Source organism: Citricoccus parietis (genome assembly GCF_042433045.1).
Lineage (GTDB): Bacteria > Actinomycetota > Actinomycetes > Actinomycetales > Micrococcaceae > Citricoccus > Citricoccus parietis.
Genome location: NZ_JBHLWH010000011.1, coordinates 75,366 through 93,575, shown reverse-complemented (window position 1 = coordinate 93,575; position 18,210 = coordinate 75,366). Strand labels below are relative to the sequence as shown.

Sequence of the window (18,210 nt, the reverse complement as noted above, 5' to 3'; positions counted from 1 at the left end):
TGGTGTGGGTTATCCGGCGTCCACCACGAAGGCGCCGCTGGCCGAGAGGCCGACGCGCCCGGTGGGCAACGTGGGCGCCGTGACGGTCAGGGAGTCCGGGCCGAACCCGCACTGCATCCGCGGCGCCCCGTCCGGAGCCGGCGTCCGCGTGACGGGCCACCCCAGGTCCTCGCAGCGCCGGGCGTAGAAGTCCAGGAGCTCTTGCGGATCGTCATCGCTGAGGACGTGCAGGCCGACCACGACGCGCTGGCCCTGCGGGGACACGGAGGAGGACTGGACCTCCGAGCCGTCCGGCACCGGCACCACGTGGTCCGGGAAGCCGGCCACCAGCTCGTGGTCGCCGACGGCGGCCGCCGGGACCTCGGTGAGGGCCGGCTCCCGGGGGGAGGTGGACGGCAACCGGTACGGCTCCGTGCCCTCGCCGTTCGGCACCTTGGGCTCCTGGCCGGCGCCTGCCGGCTCCCCCGCGGCCGGGTCCCACGTGGGGTGGGATCCGTCGTCCACGCCGGTGGGGGCCACTGAGCCGGACGGCGCGGCCGCCACGGACCCCGGCGTGGGGGTGGCGGGTGATGAGGTCGTGGGCGTCGGCGAGGCCGGATGGCCCTTGTACCCGTCCGCGACCGGGCGGGATGGGTGGGTGAGGTGGACGGCCAGCACGGCGATCAGGGCCAGGACCACCACGGCGGCTGCTGCGGTGGCCCATCTGCGGACGGACATGGGGTCTCCCTGGCGTGGTTCCGGGTACTGGTGGCGGCGCTACTGAGCTACTGGTGGGTGTTGGTGACGAGCGCTGTTGGAGGGCGCTGATCGGGTTCTGCCGCCAGAATATGGCGGTTGTTCCGGCCGGCCCAGAGTGGTTCATCCTCGCCGTGACCCGTGACCGACGCGGCTCCCACGTGGTCTGCGGGTGTTGCCACCCACAGCCCCACGTACCCGGGCCGAACCGCTACTCCATTACCGCGCGATTCACCCGGATGACGGGGATTGCCGTTGCCCGGGGCAGAAATCCGGTCCTACGTTGAGACCCACGGCCCGCCCTCTCATCCCCAGCAGGGCATCCGGCCGACCGCCTTTGGAACCTGCCACCGCCCGGGAGCACGTGATGACAGAAGTGAATGAAGAGTCTTCTACGGCGAGCAACGGCATCCAGATGTCGGCGGATGTCGATCCCCGGGCCTGGATCGGCCGCCGCGTCCGGGTATGGCATCTGGCTCAGGTTCGCGAGGAGGCGGTCGTCGGTGACGGATGCCAGATCGGGCGCGGCGCCTACGTCGGCCCCGGGGTGGTGATGGGCCGGAACTGCAAGCTGCAGAACCACGCCCTGGTCTACGAGCCGGCCCGCCTGGCTGACGGTGTCTTCGTCGGCCCGGCAGCGGTACTGACCAACGACGAGTTTCCCCGGGCGGTGACCCCGGACGGAGCCCTGAAACGGCATGACGACTGGGTCCGGGTCGGCGTCACTGTCGGCACCGGGGCCGCCATCGGTGCCCGGGCCGTGTGCGTGGCCCCTCTGGTGATCGGCGCCTGGGCGATGATCGCCGCCGGTGCCGTGGTCACGCGTGACGTTCCGGACTATGCGGTGGTCGCCGGCGTTCCCGCTCGGCGCCTGGGCTGGGTCGGGGAAGCCGGCCGCCGTCTCGAAGCCGTGGGACTGGACGGCCCTCAGGCGTCCACCGGTGCCACCGCACCGGGCGGCCTCTGGCGCTGCCCTGCCACGGGGCAGCTCTACCGGGAGACCGAGGCCCGCCTGGAGAAGCTGGAGACGCGCTCATGACGGCCCTCCAGGGCAGCCCGGTCTCACGCCGCAACGTCACCTCGGAGAACGAGCAGGTATCCGCCCCTCCACGCAAAGAGCACCGAAGGTGGGCCGGTTGGAGCCTGCTCGCCTATCTGGTTCCGTTGACCGCTCTCGTCCTCTCGGCACGCCTCGGCGACCACGGCATTCCCCAGGTCGCCGAGTCCCTCTTGCAGTGGTTCAGAGAGACCCGCTGGTTCTCCGAGATACGGTTCGGTCATCTCGAGGCGGCAGCCAACGTCCTGCTCTTCATTCCCATCGGCTTCCTGTTCGCAGGGCTCTGGGGCCGCCGCACCCGCACCCCGAGGATCCTCCGATCAGGTCTCCCGGATTTCGTGGTGTGGCTCCTGGCCGTCCTCCTGTCCGCGGGGATCGAGCTGACCCAGATGTTCCTCCTCGCGGAACGCTCGGGTACCTTCCGTGACCTCCTCTGCAATGCCACCGGTGCCCTCGCCGGAGTCCTGACCTTCCGACTCGTCCAGACGGCCCGTAGCCGGACCTCCCGAAGGAACACACCATGATCCCCCCGCATCCCCGCGTAGACCTGGCCGGCATCGTCGTCGACCTGATGGACGAGCGGGCAGCCATCGATGCCCTCGTCCACCGGCCGGCCGATGGCAACCCGCTGGCCGTCATCTCGGCCAATCTGGACCACATCGTCCAATTCGGACAGGGTGGCCGCTGGCGCCGCACCCTGGGTGATTCCCTGCACCCGACCCGTACCGACGCCGATGGCCAGTCCCGCCCCCTGGAGTGGCTGACCCTGCTGGACGGTGCACCCCTGGTAGCCCAAGCCGATCGGCTCACGGGTGCTTCCTGGCCCCGCTTGGCCGGCAGCGACCTCGTGGGTCCGTTGCTGGACGCCGCTGAGAAGGAGGGACTGTCAGTGGGCTTCCTGGGCGGGTCCTATCTGATCCAGCGCCTCCTGTCCCGTCGGCTCATCGCGACCCGGCCAGGGCTCGTGATCGCCGGGATGTGGTCACCGGACCGCAGTGAACTGGCGGACGAGCAGTCCTCCCTGAAGCTGGCCGAGGACATCGCCGCAGCCGCTCCCGAACTGCTGATCGTCGGGCTGGGCAAGCCCCGCCAGGAACTCTGGATCTCCAAGTACGGACCCGCCACCGGGGCCACAGTCCTGTTGGCCTTCGGTGCCGTGGTCGATTTCCTGGCCGACGCGATCCAACGGGCTCCCGCTGTGGCGAGCGACCACGGCCTGGAATGGGCATGGCGCCTGGCCCGGGAACCACGTCGGCTGGCCAAGCGCTACCTCCTGGACGACCCGCCTGGACTGGTCCAGCTGCGGCGCCACAGCAGCCTGTTGCCGGCGGACGCCACTGTCTCGCCACCGCCTGCCGTTGCCGGTCCGCTCCGTTCCCCCCGCCGGACGCATCCCTCCAGCGGGACCGGCCACGATCCAGCACCGGCTGCCGTGCCCCACCACGGGAGACCGGGACAATTCTCGGCCTTGGGCCGTCCGGTGGACGTAGCCGTCCTCGTGGTGACCTACAACAACCAGGACCACCTGGGAGCCCTCATCTCCAGCCTCCGCCAAGAAGCCCGTACACTCCGGATCCGGCTGGTCATAGCGGACAACGACTCCACGGACGGCACCCTCGCTGAACTCAACAGGCACGCCGATATCCTGCAGGTCCAGACAGGCGGCAACCTCGGCTATGCGGCCGGAGTCAACGCCGCTCGGCGAATGGCTGGAGACGCCGAGGCGATCCTGGTGCTGAATCCGGACCTCGAGGTCCTCCCCGGTGCCATCTCGGCGCTGCTGGAGGTGTTGCGCTCGGGTGAGGCCGACGTCGTGGTCCCCCGCATCGTGGACGGGGAGGGGAACCTCACGCCGTCCCTCCGCCGTGAGCCGAGCCTGGGCACGGTCTTCGGCGATGCCCTCTTCGGTGGCCACTGGCCGCAGCGTCCCGCGGTGCTGGCCGAACAGGACTCCGCGCCCGAGAGCTATCAGTTCGGCCATGAGGTCGATTGGGCCACCGGAGCCGCCGTCATGACGAGTGCGGACGTGGACCGCCGGATCGGTGCATGGGATGAACGCTTCTTCCTCTACTCCGAGGAGACCGACTACTTCCGCCGGGCACGAGAGTCCGGTGCCCGGATCTGGTACGAACCAGCAGCCACCGTGGCCCATGCCGAGAACGGCTCCGGCTCCTCCGTGCAGCTGCAGGCCCTGATGGCCGTCAACCGGGTCCGCTACATCCGGAAACACCACACGGACGTCACGGCCGAGGTATTCCGCTGCGGCGTGGTCCTCCACGAGATGCTGCGCTCCTTCAACCGAGACCACCGCAGGACCTTGGCCATCGTGGCGGACGAGGCCTTGTGGGACGCCCTGCCCGGGCCGTCAGCCACCCGGTACCCGGCCAAGGTCCTCGGTGGGTTCCCCGCCGGATCCGTCATCATCCCGGCCCACAATGAGGCCGCCGTCATCGGACGGACCCTCGACTCCCTCGAACCGGTGCTACGGACCGGTCGGGTGGAGGTGATCGTGGTATGCAACGGATGCACGGACGGCACGGCTGCGCTGGCGGCCGCAGTGCCCGGGGTCCAGGTCATCGAGGCGTCGGTGGCCTCGAAGACGGCCGCCCTGAATGCCGGGGACACGGTGGCCACCCAATGGCCTCGGGTCTACCTGGACGCCGACACCGTCCTCAGCCCCACCGCCCTGCGCCGCGTGCTGGAGACCCTGTCCGAGTCACCAGTGCTGGCCGCGCGCCCGGCGTTCCGCTACGACGACTCGGGGGCCACCTGGCCGGTACGGGCCTACTACCGCGCCCGGCGCCGCCTGACGAGCACCCAGCAGGCCCTGTGGGGTGCCGGCGTCTTCGCCCTGTCCCGCGAGGGGCACGAACGCCTCGGCTCCTTCCCGGACGTCACCGCGGACGACTATTTCGTGGACCGGCTCTTCTCCGACGAGGAGAAGGCCATCGTCCCCACGCCGCCGGTCCCCGTCCAGACCCCCCGTGAGACCAGGTCACTGCTCAACGTCCTGACGCGCAACATCAGGGGCCCGGCAGAACAGCGTTCTTCGCCGGCGCGGGCGGTGGAAGCGCCCCAGGGAACGCTGTTCCACTCGGATGCCGCCGGACCCGCTGCACGGCAGACGGCAGTCGGGCGCACCGCTGATACGCCGGCTGATGCGGCCGTCTCCTCCGCCTCGTCAACGGCCTGGGAACTGTTCCGGTCCGTCAGAGGCCCGCGCAGCGCCGTCGATGCCCTCTCGTACTCCGGCTTGGCTGCCACACCACGGTTGGTCCGGCTCCGCCGGACGGGCGCAGGAACCCCTTCTTCCGCGCCCATCGCCTGGGAACGCGACGACAGCAGCCGCCGCCCTGAAGGACTGCCACGCTGAGGGAGGCCCTCACAGTCCACAGTCGTTGCCAGTGAACCGATAGAGGTGGACCGCGTTGCCATCGGCGAAGGTATCGGTGAAACGGCCCGCATGCACGGGAACGGTGCGGCCCTCCCCCACCACGGCGGCCCCCTCAGGCGCGGGTGCCGCGCCACCCTCCTCCCCGCCCGGAGCCCGAACACAGTCCAGGCGGAAGGACACCTCCCCCGGTGCCGGAGAGGCCGCGGTGGCCAGGACGTAGAGGTCACCTGCGTGCACCTTCACCACGGCGTCGGCAGCACCCTCCACGGTGAGTGCGCCCCGCAGGGAGGGAGAGTTGAGCACCGGGGCCAGGTCCGTCACACCGGCGTTGATCTCCGCGAGCCCCTCGGCTAGGTCGTCACCACAGTCACGCAACACGTGGAAGCTCGGGCACGGCCCACCGAAGCTGTGGCCGAAGTAGACGATGCCCCGCGCTCCATGGATCAGACTGGACCAGACCGCTGCACGGATCTGCGCCACCTCAGGAGGGTCCAGTGTGCCGAGATCCCAGGGCTGCCCCACCTCCACGAACGCCCAGACCGGCTTCGAACCGTGCGGATCCACGAGTGACCGGACCCGGTCCACCGTCCACCCGTAATTGGCGGGCAGGCGGCACTGCACCTCAGTCAGGTCCCGGGGCTCCGCCAGCATGGTCCCCCCTTCCTGGGCACCACAGATGTTCGGGTCCGTGAACCAGTAGTTGTCCGCGGACACCACATCATGGGCGCCGTTGACGAACCCGGCAGCCTCCGCATCCGTCTGCCAGAACGTCACGCCCTTGCCCAGGTTGGAGTAGGTCATGGTGTGTGGGGGAACGTTCGCCGCCAGATCGTCCTGCACCGAGTATCCGCAGTCAGTTCCCGGAACCGCGCATATCTCGCCCTGGCCGGGGAAGTTTCCCGTCCACGCCCCGTGTCCGGGGCCCGCCCACATGTCCACTTCGTCCCCCAGAACGGCCCCCCTGGCGGCCGGATCGGGCCACGAGGTCAGCGCGTACTGGCCCTCACCCAGGAATCCCAGCCCGGAATCCACGGACAGGTCCACGTACAGGTTCAGTCCAAGCTGCCGCTCTTGGAGCGCCTCCTCGTAGGAGGTCACTGATCCGAGCCACAAGCCGATCGGGACGTACTCCGGCCCGGACGGCAGCCCTGCCTCAAACCCCGTGAAGAAGTCGGTACCGCCATCGGGTTCCTCCAGCGAGACACCCTCCGGAAGGTGCGGACCGCGGGCGGTACTGGACCCGGTACCCGGTTCAGATCCGACGGGAAGGCACGCCGAGAGCACGAGGATGAGGGCCATCGCCGTGACCGTGGCCCTCACCCGTCTCCGAACGTGCCTCACGGTCACGACCACGCTCCGTGGAGCCCTGCTCGCCTAGCGGCTGACACTGTGCGGAACCGAGATGGCGTCCGCCAGGACTCGGTCCTCCCGGGGAGAGCGGTAGCCCGGGACGGCGTCGATGATCGGGCCGTCGGGCAGGAGTTCATGACGGTCCGCAGCCGAGTCGTCAGGGTCAGTCCGAGTCCGGCGGCGGCTCGCCGCAATCGACTCCGCCAGCGAGACCGCCGCGAACAGGAGCACCATCCCGGCGACGCCGAGGACCGCCGTGAACCGGAGCCGACTGGAGAACACCTCCTGTGCCGGTGCCGAACCACTGATGGGCAGGGCCTCGATCAGGTACAGGTCATCGGCCTGGTTGACCTTCTGCACCTCACGCATGATCCGGGTGAACTCCTCGCTCAGGAACGTCACGGTCTCGGTGGCCACCTCGGGTGAAGACCCCTCCACGGTCAGGTTCATCATGCCGGAGGACGTGCCATCCGGCGGCATCAGCTCGAACTCGGTGGCCAGGCCCCGTTCCTCGAGCTTCTCATCCACCTCGGTGGAGTTCACCCTGGCAATCACCACCTGGGCCAGGAGAGAGGTGTCCCGCCACCGGAGGTACGGATTGTCCGGATTCTTGGCCGCGAGCTCCGGGTCGTCCTGCAACTGTTCCTCACTGGGGACCGATGGCATGGCCAGCGCGAAAGTCGCCTTCGATTCGTAGCTCCGTGGAGCCCACAACATTCCGTAGGCGCAGGCCAGAACCGTGAGCAGCACCAGGGGGATGGTGACCCATTTGTGCGTCCACATGGTCTTGACAACTGTCAGCGGATCCATGGTCTACCTCCTTATTTCTTGCGGGTTGCGTGGTTTCCAGTGGATCGTTCGATCCCCGGGGTCTGATTGAGTTGTTGCAGGACGAGAAGCCACACTGTGCCCGCCAAGCCCACGAAGATCGGCACCAGCAGGGCAAAGGTGTTGAAGGACATCGAATCGAACGCAGCCGAGGAGGCGAGGGCCACGAACATGGCAGCGGCAATGCTCCCCGCCAGCAGCCGCAGTTCGGGGTCCGGAGCGAATCGGGCCGCCAGCATCGAGGCCAGCGCGGGCACCAACAGGTAGATCACCAGTCCGGCCAGTCCGACGGCGCCCATGGTGACGGCCGTGAAGAGGTATTCGTTGTCAAAGATGTCCATGGCATTGACGGGCATCCAGGTTCCGGGCCCGTGGCCGAAGACCGGCTGCTGGACCACGAGCGTCCACGCCAGTGGGTAGTCATCGGTCCTGGCCGTGATGGACGGGTCCGAGCTGCCCGCAGTGGCGGTGCCGAACAGCGTGGACACCATCCCCGGGATGGCCACGAACAGCACGATCAGGAAAGCCGGGCCAGCCACCAGGGCCCACCGTCGCGCGGTCCGGGGAAGGTACGGGATCATCACGGCGGCGCTGATGAACAGGCCCAGCATGGCCGATCGGGAGACGGTGGCGACGCAGCAGACCGCCAACATGACGGCCGGGACCCACCGCCGCCAGGCCTTGGACCAGGTGGAGTACAGCCCCCACCAGATCGAGAGGGGCAGCAGCATGCTGCTCACCACGCCCAGTTCGATAGGGTGCATGGTCATGCCGGCCACCCGGGTGAAAGCCCCGCGCGGCTGGAACGGCGTGCCGGACCCGTTGTCCTGGAAGCCCGGCAGGAACGTGGCAAGCCAGTCGACGGGATTCGTCAGGGTCGTGAACTGCAACGCCGCCACCAGGCCGGACACGCTGGCTCCGGCCAGCATCCAGCCCACTGCACGCCGGACGTCCTCGCGGGTCAGCAGGCACTGGGTGATGGACAAGGTCAGTCCGATCCCGGCCATCAACAACAGCAGCCATCGGTCAGCAGCCGCACGTTCCACCACCGTCGAGGTTCCGCTCATTCCTGCCATCAGCGAGGCGTAGCTCAGCAGCGAGACCAGGAGCCAGACCATCATGCCCACGCGAGCCGGATGCCGGAACTCCCGGAGGGAGAACCGTCCGAACACCGCCGATGCCAGCCAGAGCCCGAGCAGGGCGAGTGCGAGAAGCTGGGCCACCCCGCCCGAGGCCCCGGCCGGTTCCCAGACCAGGTAGGCCGGGAACCCCACCACCAGGAACATCGTCCAGCGCAGCACCAGGGGCCCGCCCGTGGGGCGAGCTGCCAGGTGGTCCGGCGGTGCCGGGGCCGTGCTGAGCGCGGTCATCGCGGTGACGCCCCGCTCAGCCGCTCGACGACGGTGTCAAAGACCCGGTCGTCTGTCTCCGTATTGGACTGGATGTGGACGGCACGGTCCTCGTCCGGGACTGCATCCCGGCCAGGGACGATCACATGGTGTTTCACATCAGCGTCCGTATGGCGACGGACCGAGCTGTGCAGTCTGCGGAATCCGGCCAGGTCCGGACGGCAGGAGGGAGTGATGACGGCCATGGTGGTCATGAAATATCCCTTCCGTGAGTGCGGAGTTCGGCCCGATCGCTTGAGCTCTGTGCAGGCTCTGATGGCGGGCGGTGGTCGCCGGGCTTCGGGACGGTGCCGCGCCGTATCGTGTCCTCGATGAAGTCCGCGGTCATCGACTGGGCCACCGCCCAGGACGGCCGCGGACGTAGGGCCAGGCGCCGAGCGCGACTGGCGATGCCCGCAGCGTCCACTCGCACCACCTCGGCGAGCGCTGAGGCCAGGTCGTCCGGACGTCCTGGGACCCACACGGCGTCCGGCGAGTCCAGGTCAAGGCGGGGCCCGGGCAGATCATTGAGGACCGGGACGTTGCCCGCGGCCAGCAGTTCGCCGGGAACCAGCGAAACGTTGGTGAAGGACATGGCCAGGGAGGCGATCGTGCGGTTGTACAACCGGTTCAGTGCGGCGGGGGGAACGGATCCGTGCTGCTCCACGGGGATGTCCCAGCCGCGAACCCTGTCTCCCACGATGTGGATCGGCTGGTCCGGGCACAGCTGATGGAAGCGCTCCAAGGTCTCCTTGGCCAGCATGTAGCCCCGCCGGTCCACGGTCCTCTTGGCGTAGTAGACGATGCCATGCCGGGGTTCTGGGGATTCCAGCAACCGGTAGGTGGCGGTGTCGCAGCCGAACGGCACCAGCAGGTCCGGTTCCAGGTCCCGCTGGCGGCGCATCTCCGTGGCCACCATGCCGCCGAGTGCGATGCTCTGCAGGCCGAGGGTGTAACTGGACTCCGCCAGGTCGTACAGATACCCATGGGGGAAGAAGAAGGGCTCATAGTCCTGGATGAAGTAGAAGCCGATCGCGGCCCGGTTCCTGCTGGCGACCACGTGGGCGGTCTCCCAGGAGCTGGCCACCACGGCGTCGTAGCTGCCGAAGCCGTCGTCCACACTGGCGATGCCCGCCTCCAAGTCCGGCCAGGCACGGCGGATCACCGGCTGGTGGCGGCCCACGCCCCCGGCGAGGGGGTCGTAGAACACCAGGGTGCAGTGATGTCCTCGTTCCTCGAGGGCGCGGACCATCCGGAACAGGGTCGTATGCCCGCCGGAACCGGCGCTGGGGGGGAAGCAGACGATCCCCACTCGCAGCCGGTCCACCGTGCGTCCCGGCTGGGCGGGGACCGGGCCGGCGTCGTAGATGTCCTCCGCTGCCAAGGGCAGCGAGGGTTCGTCCCAGGCCAGACGACGGCCGGCGAGTTCGCCGGCCTTCCGGGAGGCAGACCGTGCTGCGCTGGCCCAGCCGTCACGCTGGATCCGTTCGCCCAGAGTCCTGATGACCGTGCTCGTGCTCATCGGGAGTACACCCCGTTCTGGTGCCAGTTGCGGAACTCCCGTTCCCGCCGGAACCGGGCGGCGGCCCGGCGGCTCAGGGACATCGCGCGGTCGGCTGGGCCGCGGGAGCGTGCGGCACGGCGCTGGATGCGATCACGCGAGGTCAGGTTTCGCCGCGTGGGGGTCAGCTCGAGTTCGAGCAGTCGGGCGAACACCGGAGAGCTCCCGCCGTTGGCGTCCACCTCGTGTGAGAGCGATTCCAAGGTTTCCCGGTCCAACCGGTCCATCACCGTCCGGCACGCCTCCGCGGCCCAGGGGAGGCTGCCGACTGCCCCCGAGAACAGCGTGCTGAAGGCCAGCCGCCGTTCTGCCAGGTCCACGGCGATGTCCACCTCACGGGCGGAAAGACTGGCCGGGTGGTCCCGATGCCACGCCTGGTCCGCCCCATGGACGTACCCGACGTCACTGAACGAGGCCAGCCGAAGCCACATCTCCATGTCATGGGTGTGGGCCAGGTCCCGTTGGCCCCCCACACGGTCCACCACGGAGCGGCGCATCAACACCTCGGCCGAGGTGATGACATTGCGACCGTCCGCACAACGCTCCTGCACCCAGCTGGCTCCGGGCCACACGGTCCACGAGGTGGCCCGGCCCCGGGCCGGAGGCAGCTGCTGCCCATCCATGAAGTGCACCGGGTGGCCGTACACCAGGCCCACGGAGGGAAAACGTCGGGCCAGGCGGACGGCCCGGGCCAGCGAACCCGGGGTCAGCAGGTCATCCGCGTCCAGCCGCACGAGGAACTCGCCCCTCGCCTCAGCCAAGCCGTCATTGAAGGTCTGCACAGCGCCCAGGTTCCTCGCATGGCGCACCACCCGGACACGCTCGTCGGCAGCAGCGAGGCCTTCGGCGACCTGGATGCTGTCGTCCGTGGAGCAGTCGTCCACGATCACCACGTCCACCTCGACCTCGTCCTGGGACAGCACGCTGGTGACGGCACCGTGGAGGAATCGGCCGTAGTTGAAGCACGGGATCACCACGGTGACCGTTCCGATGACTTCGGTGGTCTCCGGAGGGGCGGCCAGGGGGCGGCCGGTGCCGGGGAGGGCGGCGGCGTTCCGGTGGGTGGGCAGGGTGGGCAGTGTGAGCGTGCGGTGGTAGATCACGGCGGTCTCAGGGCTCAAGACGTGGCCTCCGATGTGGTTGCAGGGTGCTGGACAACAGGGTCAGTGGTCTTCACGGTGACCGGCCGGGCGGTGGGGACAGCGGTGTCAGGCTCCTCCTCGAGGACTTCGTCCGCTCCCAGAAGGCGTGCTTCGGAGAGCCGTTGGCGCATCCACCGATACAGGACCATCCCGTAGACGGCGGTGCCGGCGGCGCCTCCGCCCATCAGGTCCACGAGGGGATTCGGTCCGGCCAACGTGATGAGCCAGGTGGTGAGGGCGGCTGGAATGACGGCCACCAGCGGCGGCCAGAACACGGCCCAGACGGCGGCGATGTCCACCCCGACCACGGTCAGGGAGCGCGCGTACAGCGCGAGCAGAACGATGCTGGACGCCACATGGCCCACGGCGGCACCGATGCCGCTGCCGGTGAGGGTGCCGGCCACCAGCAAGGGCAGCAGCACCACCATCCAGGCGACCTGCAATCGCAGCACCCGGCCGGACTCACCGCGAGCCAGCAGGTAGGAGGTGGACAGGTCCAGGACGGTGCGCAGCGCCCCGAAGGCGGCCAGCACCATCAACAGGGGTGCCGCGGCCAACCAGCGGCCTCCGTAGACCAACTCGATGACCGGCCCCGCCAGGAACATCAGCATGCTGCCCACCAGTACCGAGACGGCCCACACGGGGGCCAGCGCTGTGGCCAGCGAGCGGTCCTTCGGACCAGAGGCGACTCGTGAGAAGGCCGGCAGGGAGACAGAGCGGACGACCTGCCCGAGCACGCTCATCGGCCAGTTGGAGATGTTGAACGCCAGGAAGTAGAACCCGAGTACGGTGGCACCGGCCAGGGAGGAGACGAGGACCTTGTCCGCCCCGAGCAGCACCCAGGACAACAGGTTGGCCCCGGCCACCGGCAGCCCGAAGAGCCAGACCCCTTTGGCGAGGGAGCGGTTGAAGCCGTAGCGGGGACGTTCTCCCGACAAGACGAACTGCAGGATGACGGCCACGAGTTGGGCGATCACGCGGGACACGGCAAGGGCCATGACTCCCCAGCCGCCGAGCACCAGGGCCACCAACAGGACGGTGCCGACCACGAAGTCGACCACCGCGATGACGAAGACCTGCTTCTGCCGGAAGGTCCTCTGCAGGGTGGCATAGGGGACCACACCGATACCGGCGATCAACAGGGTCAGTGACATCACCGCGAGGACCGGCCCCGTTCCGGGTGCGCCCAGCACGTCCGCGAGCCAGCCCGACCCGGCGGCCATGGCCCCGGTGAGGACCGCCGAGATGAGCACTCCCATGGTGGCCACGGTGGGTGCCTTGGCGCGGTGGTTGGCGGAGCGGATCAGGTCCGAACTCAGCCCGAAGTCTGCCAGCGTCATCATCACCGTCTGCACCGTCAGCACCACGGCATACAGCCCGAACTGCTCCGGGGAGAACGTCCGGGCCAGGAAGATGCCCACTGAGAACGTCCCCAGGCGGAGCACCATGCTGCTGACGGTGCTCCAGGCGAGGCCGCGCCGGATGCCGGCGCTGACGGTGGTGTGGACCTCCGTCGTAGCGTGGTGCCTCCGTATGCCGGGGGCCCGCACGGTCCGGATGCTCATGCCGCGGCGCTCCCGTCCAAGATCCGACCGGCCAGGAAGGATCCGAGCCCCGCGGCCGAGCGGGCCAGCGAGGCCGTCCGGCCGGCCACACCGCTGCGGCGTTCCCGGGCGTTGCCGTAGATGTTGTCGAGGAGCAGCGCGGCCCGGCGCAGGCTGTGATGGTCCTCCACCACAGAGCGGGACCATTCGCCGCGGCGGCGTCGCTCGGCGGCATCACGGGCGAGCTCGGTCAGAGGAGCCAGCAGTGGGTACTCCCCTCCGTCGCCGATGCCGTAGAAGCCCTGCCAGCCGAAGGCGCCCAGTGTCCGGGCTGTGACCGGCTCGCAGAAGCCGTCGGCCCCGAGCACGATGGCCGGCTTCGCGAAGGCCATGCCGCGCAGGACCGAGCTGCCCATGCCGAGCACGATGTCCGCCGCGGCATAGGCCGGGACCGGGTCCGCGAGGCTGCCCGGGGTCAGGACCACGCGGCGACCGTGCCGGGTGTTGACCCGGTTGGCCACGGCCCGGATGCGTGGCAGCTCCGGTCCGTCGCCGGCGACCAGCAGGACAGCGGGCTCCCGTGCCGCCAGGCGATCCACGGCGTTGATGGCCGCGATGACGCCACCGGACTTGTCCAGGTCGGTGGTCATCCGTCCGACCAGGGAGATCACCAGGTCCTCCGGAGAGATCCCGAAGACCTGCCGGGCGGGCCACGGGTCCGTGGGCGTATTGGCGACCGTGTCGATGGGCGGTCCCATCAGGTGCCGGTGGGGATGCTCCGCGGCGGCAGACCACAGTTGCCGCGTCCCGACGACCAGGTCCAGGTGCCGCGGCAGGAACCGCGGAACCTCCATGGACAGCACGGTCATGACCTGCGGGACGCCGAAGAGGCCGTGGGCCCCGAAGGATGCCCCGATGGACGGAGCCCACTCGTAGGTGTGCACCACGTCGGCCCGCCACGAGCGCGCCAGCCGCACCAGCCCGGCCGCCCAGCCCGTCGAAAGGCGCAGACCGGTGTTGGACAGGGTCAGGTCCAGGCCCAGGACGTGTGCCCGGTCCATCAGGGGCCCGGGTGCGGCGTACAGCATGACGTGGTGGCCGCGGTCCCGGACCGCTGCCGCCAGGTCAAGGGCATTGAGCTGACTTCCCCCCATGCCCATGTCATGCGGGCAGACGATGATCCTCATGGTGTCGCCACGGATGTCGATCGGCTGCGGCCGATGGCCTGGTCCAGGGCCGTCACGACGCGTTCCTGCTGCTCCGCCGTGATGTGGGGGAAGATCGGCAGGGAGAGCAGCCGGTCCGCCGCGGCCTCCGTGACGGGAAAGGCTCCCCGGGTCAGGCCCAGGTGCTCGTAGGCGCCGGTGAGGTGCACGGGGACGGGGTAGTGCACCCCGGCCCCGATCCCCGCGGCGCGCAGGGCCTCCAGCACGGCGTCTCGGTTCTCGAGCTGGACGGTGTAGAGGTGCCACACGTGGTGGTTGCCGTGGGCCGCGGTGGGCAGCCACACGTCACCGGAATCGGCCAAGGGCCGCAGCAGCTCCGCGTACCGGGCCGCAGCGGCCCGGCGGCCCTCGTTCCACCGGTCCAGCCGGGCCAGCTTGGCCCGCAGCACCACGGCCTGGACTGTATCCAGGCGGGAGTTCATGCCGACCGTGCTGTGCCGGTACTTGGACGGGCTGCCGTGCTCGCCCAGCACCCGCACGCGGGCCGCGAGCTCGGGGTCATTGGTCACCACGGCACCCGCGTCCCCGGCCGCGCCGAGGTTCTTTCCCGGATAGAAGCTGGTGCCGGCCGCCAGACCCAGGCTCCCGGCCATCCGCCCGTGCCGGAAGGCACCCTGGGCTTGGGCGGCGTCCTCGATGATCACGACGCCGGCCCGCTCGGCTTCCGGACGGATCCGCTCGACGAACGCCGTCTGGCCGTACAGATGAACCGGCATGACGGCCTGGGTGCGCTCCGTCATGGCGGCGAGCGCCGCCTCGGGGTCGATCAGCAGGTACTGCGGGTCCACGTCCACCAGCACGGGCACCGCGCCGATCCGACTGACGGCCTCAGCGGTGGCGATGAAGGTGTTCGCCGGGAGGATGACCTCTCCCCCCGGCTCGACCCCGGCGGCCCGCAGCGCCAGTTCGAGGGCGTCCGTGCCGTTGCCGACGCCCACGCACGAGGAGACCTCGAGGTAGGAGGCGTACTCTTTCTCGAACGCTTCGACGTCCGGCCCGCCGATGAAGGCCGTCGTGTCGAAGACGCGGCGCAGGCCGGCCTGGACCTCGGCGTCGATCTCGCGCTGCTGGGCGCCGAGGTCCACGAAGGGGATGGATGTCGGCCTTGGAGGCGCGGTCTCTAGAGAGCCCCCATGAGTTGTTGTCACCTCGACCAATCCCGTCATCCAAGTTCTTCCTCTCCCACTCGCTCCAGGACGATGCGAAACGTGTCCTGGTCTGTCATTGATTTCGATTGCACATGGACCGCTACATCCTCATTCGTGAATCCCTCCGAGAACTCCAGAGCTTCCTTGGAAGTCATGGGCGTCTGTGACCAGTAGCTGTGGCAAAGCGTCGATTCTCGTTGGAATCCCTTTTCCTGGTCGGACCCGAAGTGACGCACATAGGTCCCATAGAGCATCCACTCACTGAAGTGACGACGTTCGGCAATGACTTGTTCCCAGCGACGGCCTGCCACCTCTTCGACCCGGAGTAGGCATCGGCGAAGCACCTCCCGATCCCATGAAACGATCCCGGCGACGTGATCCGGGTACATTCCCTCGTCCAACCACGGCAAACCCAAAATCTCATGGGCGGCCAGGCTCCATTGGTAATGGCGTTCCATCTCGGGAGTAATGGCATTGGCTTTTCCGTACAGCCGGACGGCCCCTTGTTCGTCGATAAAGGTCCGGCTGAACACCGGACGGACGAGGACCACATCCGAGTCGAGGAACAGCAGAACTCGTTCCTTGACACGGCTGCCGATGGCCAGCTTCAAGATCTGCTGCAAGAGCCACCCTCGTACGGGGATCCACGGTCGGTGCCAGTTGATGGCCGCGCAATTGATGCGTGACGGCACGATCGGCAGCCGACGCATCCCGGCGGCAATCCGGTCCGTGGATTTCAGCCCTGGAGGCAGGACATCCTGATGGGTCCACACGACCAGGCGTGGCGAAACGATGGACCGGAACATTTCTGCATCGGTGCTCGGGACGATGATGTGGTGCATCACGTCTTCTTCGGTGTACTTGACTACCGATTCGTGGAGCCGTTGGAAGAGGCTGAAATCGGGACGGTATGACGGAGTGATGATGGCCATGTCGCTCATGCGATGGCTCCTTCCCGGGCCCACTGTTCGCGGTCCACCACGGACCCGAAGCGCATGGAGGTGAAGTACCGGGCGCTGGTGGCCGCGGAACGTGCGAGGGACCGGGCCACAGCCGCTCGGGGCGGCCGGCCCAGGACCGTGTCCACGTACAGGGCGGCCAGGTGCTCGGCGGCCCGGTCGAAGTCATAGCGCGTGGCCACGAGGTCCCGGCCGAAGGCGCCCAACTGCCGGCGCCGCGCGGGCGACTCCGCCAGGGACTCCAACGCCCCGGTCAAGTCGCGGATGCCGGCCCCGCCCCGCCCGTACCAGCCGCTGTGCAGGAAGCCTGCCGCGGTGGTCTCGTCCAGGTTCCGCCAGAATCCGGCCTCGCCGTGGACCACGAGCGGCTTGGCGTGGGCCAGTCCCTTGATGGCGGAGGATCCCATGCCCAGTACGATGTCCGCTGCCTCGTAGGCCGGGGAGGCGTCCAGCTGGAAGCCCACCGGTTGCACCACGGTCCAGCCGTGGTGGGCGTTGACGGCCGCCGCCCGCCGCTGAACGGCCTGCAGACCCTCTCCGTCCCCGGCGATGAGCAGGCGCACCGGACGCGTTGCCGCCATCCGGTCCACCACGCGGATGGCCTCCAGCACGCCTTGGAGCTTCTCGAGGGCCGTGGTGAGCATCGAGACGATCGAGATCACCAGGGCGCCGTCCGGGATGCCGAACCGGGCGCGGGCGGCGGCGATGTCCGTGGTCCGGTACCGGTCCATGTCCACGGGCGGTTCCAGCAGGTGGGCCCGGCGGCCCTGGTCCAGCATCCGCTGGTGGAGTTCCGGGGTCCCGACGACGAGGGGCACGTGGGTGGGCAGGAACCGGGGCACGTCCATGGACATGACGGACATCAGCAGGGGGACCTGCCGCCCGGCGCCGAAGGCCGCCTGCAGGCAGGGCCGCCACTCGTAGGCGTGGATCAGTTCGATGCGGCGCTCCCGGACGATCTCCTCCAGCCGCCGGGACCATCCCAGTCCCGGAACGTCCGGGGCGGGGGCCTCGGCCCACTCGAGGCCGCTGTCCCGCAGCAGCTCCGTGAGAACGCCGGGGGCTGAGTAGATCATCGGCTCGTGGCCGTAGTGCCGCATGGCCGAGGCCATCTCGATCGCGTTCAGCTGGCTTCCGCCCATGCCGAGCTGGTGGGGGCAGATCAGGATCCTCATGACGCGGTTCCTTTCAGGGTGCGAAGACTGGCGTGGGCGCCTGGGCTCTGGCCCACGACGCCGGCCGGTTCCGTTCTGCGGAGCGGTCCGGCCGGGTTTCCGGCCCAGGTCTGGGCGTCCGGGACGTCCTGCAGCACCACGGCCCCCATCCCGATGACGGCGTCCTCCCCCACCCGGACGTCCTGCCGGACGGATGACTGCATGCCGAGATAGGCGCGGGAGCCCACGTGTACCCGGCCGGCCAGCGTGGTGCCGGCCGCACAGGTGACGTGGTCGGCGAGGACGTCATCATGCGTGAGCACGGTGCGCGGCATCAGCACCGTGTGGCGGCCCAGGGTGACATCACTGGTCAGCACGCAGCCGGCCAGGAGGATGGACCCCGCTCCGATCCGGCTGCCTCCGCCGATCACCACCGAGGGGTGCACATGGGTGGCATAGCGCCCCACATCCACGCCCAGCCCGGCCAACCGGGCCTCGATGGCGGCACGGCTACGGCCCTGGCCGGCGCACAGCAGCAGCTTCTCCCGGCCTCTGGCCGCTTCGTCCAGGCCCCCGAGCACGGGGACACCGTCCAGGACGGTGCCGTGCAGCGCCTCGTCGTCATCGAGGAAGCCCACCACCGTGTCCCGGCCCGAGGACCGGATGGACGCCAGCGTCTCGCGCGCCAGGCCGCTGGCGGCCACCAGCAGGATGCGTGTCATGG

16 protein-coding genes are annotated in these 18,210 nt (G+C 69.1%); 3 read left to right on the top strand and 13 right to left on the bottom strand.

The genetic code is table 11. The features are described 5' to 3' along the window. Positions 1 to 9: 9 nt before the first annotated feature. Positions 10 to 717, bottom strand: a complete 708-nt coding sequence (locus tag ACFFIO_RS03695) for a hypothetical protein (protein ID WP_378040247.1) — start codon at positions 715 to 717, stop codon at positions 10 to 12. Between the two features lie 385 nt (positions 718 to 1,102). Between ACFFIO_RS03695 and ACFFIO_RS03690 the strand changes: the two genes are divergently transcribed. Genes ACFFIO_RS03690 through ACFFIO_RS03680 form a run of 3 tightly spaced genes read left to right on the top strand, consistent with a single transcriptional unit; the run spans position 1,103 to position 5,165 of the window. Continuing rightward, entirely contained in the window at positions 1,103 to 1,774 is a 672-nt protein-coding gene (locus ACFFIO_RS03690; RefSeq protein ID WP_378040246.1) for an acyltransferase, read from the top strand. Continuing rightward, the gene (locus ACFFIO_RS03685) at positions 1,771 to 2,316 is read left to right on the top strand and encodes a VanZ family protein (RefSeq protein ID WP_378040245.1); all 546 of its coding nucleotides are present in this window, start codon (positions 1,771 to 1,773) and stop codon (positions 2,314 to 2,316) included. The genes ACFFIO_RS03690 and ACFFIO_RS03685 overlap by 4 nt, the downstream gene beginning before the upstream one ends. Further along, entirely contained in the window at positions 2,313 to 5,165 is a 2,853-nt protein-coding gene (locus ACFFIO_RS03680; RefSeq protein ID WP_378040244.1) for a WecB/TagA/CpsF family glycosyltransferase, read from the top strand. Before ACFFIO_RS03685 ends, ACFFIO_RS03680 begins: the two co-directional genes overlap by 4 nt. Positions 5,166 to 5,174: 9 nt before the next feature. Here ACFFIO_RS03680 and ACFFIO_RS03675 read toward each other — a convergent pair whose 3' ends face one another. The 12 genes from ACFFIO_RS03675 to ACFFIO_RS03620 are packed head-to-tail and all read right to left on the bottom strand — an operon-like array spanning position 5,175 to position 18,208. Next, on the bottom strand, positions 5,175 to 6,506 hold the full coding sequence (locus ACFFIO_RS03675; protein ID WP_378040243.1) for a hypothetical protein: 1,332 nt from the start codon (positions 6,504 to 6,506) through the stop codon (positions 5,175 to 5,177). Between the two features lie 54 nt (positions 6,507 to 6,560). Beyond that, positions 6,561 to 7,346 (bottom strand): YveK family protein, encoded by a 786-nt coding sequence (locus ACFFIO_RS03670; protein ID WP_378040242.1) that lies wholly within the window; start codon positions 7,344 to 7,346, stop codon positions 6,561 to 6,563. An 11-nt stretch (positions 7,347 to 7,357) separates the two neighbouring features. Next, complete coding sequence (locus ACFFIO_RS03665; RefSeq protein WP_378040241.1) at positions 7,358 to 8,734, bottom strand: O-antigen ligase family protein; 1,377 nt, start codon at positions 8,732 to 8,734, stop codon at positions 7,358 to 7,360. After that, the gene (locus tag ACFFIO_RS03660) at positions 8,731 to 8,967 is read right to left on the bottom strand and encodes a hypothetical protein (protein WP_378040240.1); all 237 of its coding nucleotides are present in this window, start codon (positions 8,965 to 8,967) and stop codon (positions 8,731 to 8,733) included. Before ACFFIO_RS03660 ends, ACFFIO_RS03665 begins: the two co-directional genes overlap by 4 nt. Beyond that, complete coding sequence (locus tag ACFFIO_RS03655; protein WP_378040239.1) at positions 8,964 to 10,274, bottom strand: CgeB family protein; 1,311 nt, start codon at positions 10,272 to 10,274, stop codon at positions 8,964 to 8,966. The genes ACFFIO_RS03660 and ACFFIO_RS03655 overlap by 4 nt, the downstream gene beginning before the upstream one ends. Further along, complete coding sequence (locus tag ACFFIO_RS03650) at positions 10,271 to 11,434, bottom strand: glycosyltransferase family 2 protein (RefSeq protein WP_378040238.1); 1,164 nt, start codon at positions 11,432 to 11,434, stop codon at positions 10,271 to 10,273. The genes ACFFIO_RS03655 and ACFFIO_RS03650 overlap by 4 nt, the downstream gene beginning before the upstream one ends. Then, positions 11,431 to 13,020, bottom strand: a complete 1,590-nt coding sequence (locus ACFFIO_RS03645) for a lipopolysaccharide biosynthesis protein (protein ID WP_378040237.1) — start codon at positions 13,018 to 13,020, stop codon at positions 11,431 to 11,433. Before ACFFIO_RS03645 ends, ACFFIO_RS03650 begins: the two co-directional genes overlap by 4 nt. After that, positions 13,017 to 14,186 (bottom strand): glycosyltransferase, encoded by a 1,170-nt coding sequence (locus ACFFIO_RS03640; RefSeq protein ID WP_378040236.1) that lies wholly within the window; start codon positions 14,184 to 14,186, stop codon positions 13,017 to 13,019. The genes ACFFIO_RS03645 and ACFFIO_RS03640 overlap by 4 nt, the downstream gene beginning before the upstream one ends. Next, the gene (locus ACFFIO_RS03635; protein WP_378040235.1) at positions 14,183 to 15,391 is read right to left on the bottom strand and encodes a DegT/DnrJ/EryC1/StrS family aminotransferase; all 1,209 of its coding nucleotides are present in this window, start codon (positions 15,389 to 15,391) and stop codon (positions 14,183 to 14,185) included. The genes ACFFIO_RS03640 and ACFFIO_RS03635 overlap by 4 nt, the downstream gene beginning before the upstream one ends. Beyond that, positions 15,388 to 16,314 (bottom strand): DUF6492 family protein, encoded by a 927-nt coding sequence (locus ACFFIO_RS03630; protein WP_378040234.1) that lies wholly within the window; start codon positions 16,312 to 16,314, stop codon positions 15,388 to 15,390. The genes ACFFIO_RS03635 and ACFFIO_RS03630 overlap by 4 nt, the downstream gene beginning before the upstream one ends. After that, positions 16,311 to 17,507 carry a glycosyltransferase family protein gene (locus ACFFIO_RS03625; protein WP_378040233.1) on the bottom strand — a complete coding sequence of 399 codons (1,197 nt, stop codon included), beginning with the start codon at positions 17,505 to 17,507 and terminating at the stop codon, positions 16,311 to 16,313. The genes ACFFIO_RS03630 and ACFFIO_RS03625 overlap by 4 nt, the downstream gene beginning before the upstream one ends. After that, the gene (locus tag ACFFIO_RS03620) at positions 17,504 to 18,208 is read right to left on the bottom strand and encodes an acetyltransferase (protein WP_378040232.1); all 705 of its coding nucleotides are present in this window, start codon (positions 18,206 to 18,208) and stop codon (positions 17,504 to 17,506) included. Before ACFFIO_RS03620 ends, ACFFIO_RS03625 begins: the two co-directional genes overlap by 4 nt. Positions 18,209 to 18,210: the final 2 nt, after the last annotated feature.